Annotated in this window: 5 protein-coding genes; 3 read left to right on the forward strand and 2 right to left on the reverse strand. The window is 69.9% G+C overall.

From position 1 onward, the window contains the following. Positions 1-32: 32 nt before the first annotated feature. On the reverse strand, positions 33-1,433 hold the full coding sequence (locus ACNPM4_RS10795; protein ID WP_448985685.1) for a DEAD/DEAH box helicase: 1,401 nt from the start codon (positions 1,431-1,433) through the stop codon (positions 33-35). A gap of 281 nt (positions 1,434-1,714) precedes the next feature. Continuing rightward, entirely contained in the window at positions 1,715-2,662 is a 948-nt protein-coding gene (gene dapD, locus ACNPM4_RS10800) for a 2,3,4,5-tetrahydropyridine-2,6-dicarboxylate N-succinyltransferase (RefSeq protein WP_448985687.1), read from the reverse strand. 65 nt (positions 2,663-2,727) lie between these two features. Between dapD and dapE the strand changes: the two genes are divergently transcribed. The 3 genes from dapE to ACNPM4_RS10815 all read left to right on the forward strand — a co-directional run. After that, positions 2,728-3,801, forward strand: coding sequence for a succinyl-diaminopimelate desuccinylase (gene dapE, locus ACNPM4_RS10805; protein WP_448985688.1), 1,074 nt, complete (start codon positions 2,728-2,730; stop codon positions 3,799-3,801). Beyond that, on the forward strand, positions 3,783-5,000 hold the full coding sequence (locus ACNPM4_RS10810) for a hypothetical protein (RefSeq protein WP_448985689.1): 1,218 nt from the start codon (positions 3,783-3,785) through the stop codon (positions 4,998-5,000). Before dapE ends, ACNPM4_RS10810 begins: the two co-directional genes overlap by 19 nt. Positions 5,001-5,094: 94 nt before the next feature. Next, positions 5,095-5,223, forward strand: a 129-nt coding sequence (locus ACNPM4_RS10815) for a DUF3117 domain-containing protein (protein ID WP_448985694.1), incomplete at its 3' end; no start/stop codon positions are given.

The following is a 5,223-nucleotide window of genomic DNA, read 5'->3' on the forward strand; positions in this document are numbered from 1 at the left end:
GGGCCGCTTTTCAGTCGAGCTGCGCCCGCGGGTCAGCGACCCTGCGAGCTGCGGCCACCGCCCTGACGGGACTGGCCGCTCTGCGTGGAGTAACCGCCGCCCTGGTAGCCGCTGCCCTGGCCGCCGGCGCCACCGGCGCGGGGGCGGCGACGACGACGCGCGGGCGGGTTCGCCGCGCCGCTCTTCTCGCCGCCGGCGGGACGCTGCTTGGACGACTGACGCTGCTGCTGCTGCGGAGCCTGCACGGGAGCCGGGCGCACGTGCGGGGCGCGCTCGGGGACCAGGGCCGTGACGGCAGCGGTCGTGACATCTTCCAGCGCAGCCGAGATGGCCGCCTTGCGCAGCAGGTCCTTGACGTCACGGCGCTGCTCGGGGAGCACGACGGTCACGACGGTGCCGGCAGCACCGGCACGGGCCGTACGTCCGGAACGGTGCAGGTATGCCTTGTGCTCGACGGGCGGGTCGACGTGGACGACGAGGTCGACGTTGTCGACGTGCACGCCACGGGCGGCGACGTCGGTCGCGACGAGAACGCGCACTCCGCCGTCTTCCGGTGCGGCGGAGAAGGCGCCGAGGTTGCGCTCACGAGCGTTCTGCGACAGGTTGCCGTGCAGGTCGACGGCCGGGATCCCGGCAGCCGTGAGCTGCTTCGCGAGCTTCTTCGCCTGGTGCTTGGTGCGGGTGAAGAGGATGCGGCGTCCGGTGCCGGAGGCGAGCTCCTTCACGAGAGCGGTCTTGTTATCGGTGGAGTCGACGACCAGCACGCGGTGGGTCATCTCGCCCACGGGCACGCTCTCTTCATCGACCTCGTGGCTGACCGCGTTCGAGAGGAAACGGCGGGCGAGGGTGTCGATGCCGCGGTCCAGCGTGGCGCTGAACAGGAGACGCTGGCCACCGGCCGGCGTTGCGGTGAGGATGCGGGTGACGCCGGGGAGGAAGCCGAGGTCGGCCATGTGGTCGGCCTCGTCGAGCACGGTGACCTCGATCGCGCTGAGGCGCACGACCTGCTGCTTCATGAGGTCTTCGAGCCGACCGGGGCAGGCCACGACGATGTCGACGCCGCCGCGCAGCGCCTGCTCCTGCGGACGCTGGCTGACGCCGCCGAAGACGGTCGTGACGCGCAGACCGGCAGCCTCGGCGAGCGGGGCGATGGTCGCGGCGATCTGCGTCGCGAGCTCGCGGGTCGGAGCGAGGACGAGTCCGCGCGGGAGACCTGCGCGGCGCTGACCGCCGGATGCGGCGAGGCGAGTCACGAGCGGCAGGGCGAAGGCGATGGTCTTGCCGCTGCCCGTGCGTCCGCGGCCCAGGAGGTCGCGTCCCGCGAGGGAGTCGGGAAGGGTGTCGCGCTGGATCGCGAAGGCCTCCGTCTTGCCCGAATCGGCGAGAACGGCGGCGAGCTCGGCGGGAACGCCGAGTTCAAGGAAAGTAGACATGCAGAAACTCCGTCAGCGCACGAGTGATCGGCGCGAGATAAGGGGTGAGGTGGGCGACGGCGCAGGAATTGCGCATCGGTTCGCCGTTCGAAATGCCAGCTCATGCTGGTGGTGGGAGCAGTTCTGCTCGCTTCGGTCCTCGGAGACCCCATGACGACGACGATGTTGCAGCACCGGCGGTGCGGACAACGGTGTCAGTCTACCAGTGCGTGCATGCCGTCGGCTGCATGCCGCCTCCACGCGCGGGTCGCGGGCTGACGATGAAGGCGCGCGGGCGGCTCTCAGGCGTGGAGGGCCTCGTTGAGCGTCACGCCCACTCCGGCGCGGCGCACGGCCTCGACGGCGCCGCTGAGGGAGTTCCGTCGGAAGAGCAGTCCGTCCTGGCCGGAGAGCTCTCCGCCCTTCACGGTCTTCCGTACGCCGTCCGGCGTCACCGGGCCGTCGACCAGCACGATCTTCGTCCCGGCGGTCACGTACAGGCCCGCCTCCACGACGCAGTCGTCGCCGAGGGAGATGCCGATGCCGGCGTTCGCTCCGAGCAGGGTGCGTGCACCGATCGACACCCGGTGAGTGCCACCGCCCGAGAGCGTGCCCATGATCGAGGAGCCGCCGCCGATGTCGCTGCCGTCGCCCACGACGACGCCCTGCGAGATGCGTCCCTCGACCATGGAGGAGCCGAGCGTCCCGGCGTTGAAGTTGACGAAGCCCTCATGCATGACGGTGGTGCCGGGGGAGAGATGTGCGCCGAGCCGCACGCGCGAGGCGTCGGCGATCCGGACGCCCGCAGGCTGCACGTAGTCGGTCAGGCGGGGGAATTTGTCCAGGCCCTGCACCTGGATGCCGGCGCGCTGGAGGTGCGGCCGCAGACGCGCGGCGTCGGCGGGGAGTACCGGCCCGGCGTTCGTCCAGGCGACGTTCGGCAGATGGCCGAAGATGCCGTCCAGGTTCAGCTCGTTGGGGCGCACGACGAGGTGCGAGAGGGCATGCAGCCGCAGGTACGCGTCCGCCGTGGAACCGGGAGCCTCGTCGAGGTCGATCTGGAGCCGGATGATCTCGACGGTCACGTTCCGTCGCTCATCGGCGCCGACCAGGGGCTCGAGCGCGGCGACGGCGGCATCGTCTGCAGCGGCAGATCCCGTGCGCACGTCCGGGTACCACGCGTCGAGGACCGTGCCGTCGCCGGCGATCGTGGTCAGGCCGATACCCCATACGGTGCGTGCGTCGCTCATCCCTCCACGCTATCGCGCCGGGAGGCGAGGGACTTCACGCATGACGGGGTAAGTAGGCTTGACCCATGGTGCTCGATCTGACCGCGTCCTCCGTCGACCTCACTCGTGCGATCTGTGACATCCCGAGCGTGTCCGGCGACGAGAAGACCCTCGCCGATGCGATCGAAGCGGCCATCACCCCGCTGTCCCACCTCGAGGTCTTCCGCCACGGCAACACGATCGTCGCCCGCACCGAACTCGGGCGCGCTCAGCGCGTCGCCATCGCCGGACACATCGACACCGTGCCGATCAACGCGAACCTCCCGACCAGGGACATCGAGATCGACGGTGTGCCCTACCTCTGGGGGCGGGGAACCGTCGACATGAAGGCGGGCACGGCCGTGCAGCTCAAGCTCGCCGCAGAGCTCACCGATCCCGCGATCGACATCACCTGGATGTGGTACGACAACGAGGAGATCGAGGCGTCCAAGAACGGCCTCGGCCTGCTCGCCGTCGTGCGACCCGACCTGTTCCGGGCGGACTTCGCCATCCTCGGCGAACCGTCCAACGGCGAGGTCGAGGGCGGATGCAACGGCACGCTGCGCGCGATCGTGCGCACGACCGGCGTTCGCGCGCACAGTGCACGAGCGTGGATCGGCGAGAACGCGATCCACCGTGCTGCTCCGATCCTGACGCGGCTCGCGGAGTACCGCGCCAGGGAAGTGCCGGTCGAGGGCCTTCTGTATCGGGAGAGCCTGAGCGCCGTGCGCATCGCCGGCGGCGTCGCGGGCAACGTCATCCCCGACGCATGCGAGGTCGAGGTCAACTATCGCTTCGCTCCCAGCAAGTCCGCGGCGGACGCCGAAGCGCACTTGCGCGGGGTTCTCGCCGGCTTCGAGATCGAGATCACCGATGCAGCCGAGGGGGCGCGCCCCGGACTCGACGCCGAGATCGCGCAGCAGTTCGTTGCGGCTGTGGGCGCCGAGCCTCGCCCGAAATACGGCTGGACCGACGTCGCCCGTTTCTCGGCGCTCGGCATCCCTGCGGTGAACTACGGTCCCGGCGACCCGCACCTCGCGCACCACGACGAGGAGCGCGTGCCGCTCGCGCAGATCGACGCCGTGGAGCGGGGCCTGCGCGCATGGCTCACCTCGCGCTGAGCACGGTTCGCCGGTGGGCGCAGACGCCGGTCGCGCTGCGGATCGCGGTCGTCTACGTCGCGGCCCGGGCGACGACCACGATCTTCCTGCTCATCGCCGCGTCGCTGTCGACGTCGTTCTCGCGCTTCGGGGCCGATGCCGGACTCGAAGACTTCATCCTCGGGTGGGATGCCCAGTGGTACTGGCTGGTCGCGGAGTCCGGTTATCCGACCGAGCTTCCCCGGACCGAGTCGGGCGAGGTCGCCGAGAACGCCTGGGCATTCATGCCCGTGTTCGCATTTGCGGCGAAGGCGGTGGGCTTCCTCTTCGGATCCTGGGGTGTCGGCGCTCTCCTGATCTCGCTGGCCGCGGGGTATCTCGCGTGCCTCGCGCTCCATCGCCTGCTTCGCGACCGCATCGGCGCTTCCGCCGCGCTCTGGGCGGTCGTGTTCTTCGCTGCCGGGCCGATCGCCGCGATGTTCCAGGTCGGTTATGCCGAGACGCTGTTCCTGCTGCTGCTGTTCCTCGCGCTCGATGCGACGATCCGACACGAGTACGGCCGGCTCTACCTCCTGATCCCGGTGATGGCCTTCACCCGCCCCGGGATCCTCGCCTTCGCCCTGTACCTCGGGTTGCACGGCGTCGTGCGCTGGTTCCGCCGGAAGCAGGAACCCCTCTCCGGGCGGGAGATCACGCACATCGTCGCGCTCGGGGCGCTCGCGACCGCGGCGGGCTTCGCCTGGCAACTGATCGCCGGTATCGTCACGGGCGATCCCGGTGCCTATCTCGCGACAGAACTCGCGTGGCGCCGGCACTGGATCGTCGGCGGCGTCGACGGTTTCCTGCCGTTCGAAGGATGGGTTCAGGCGTCGCAGTTCTGGTTCGCACTCTGGGGCATGCCCCAGTGGTGGGGCCCGGTGGCGCTCGTGCTGCTGGTCGCGGCGGCCGCCGTCACCCTCCTGCGCTCGCCCCAGGTGCGCGCCCTCGGCGGCGACCTCCGCCTGTGGAGCGCCAGCTATCTGCTGTACCTCCTCGCGGTGTTCTTCCCACAGTCCAGCACGTTCCGCCTGCTGCTGCCTCTCAGCCCGCTCTGGGGCGCCGTCGCGGTTCCTCGATCGCGGTGGTGGCGCGTCGGTGTGGTGGCTCTCTGCCTCCTGGGCCAATGGCTCTGGATCTACCACGTGTATGCGCTCGGGAGCACGTTCTGGCAGGTGCCCTGACGGTGTCGGGCGACCCAATTGTTGCTCGGTGACCTCCAGGTCCCGGTGACACCCGATAAACTCATTCCATACCACCGGAGGAAAGGGAGCCACGATGGCAGCGATGAAGCCGAGGACCGGAGACGGACCCATGGAGGCCGTGAAAGAAGGACGACTCATCATCGTGCGCGTTCCGCTCGAAGGCGGCGGCCGTCTGGTCGTCTCCGTGAACGACGCTGAGGCC

The sequence above is a fragment of the Microbacterium umsixpiens genome (genome assembly GCF_053543675.1).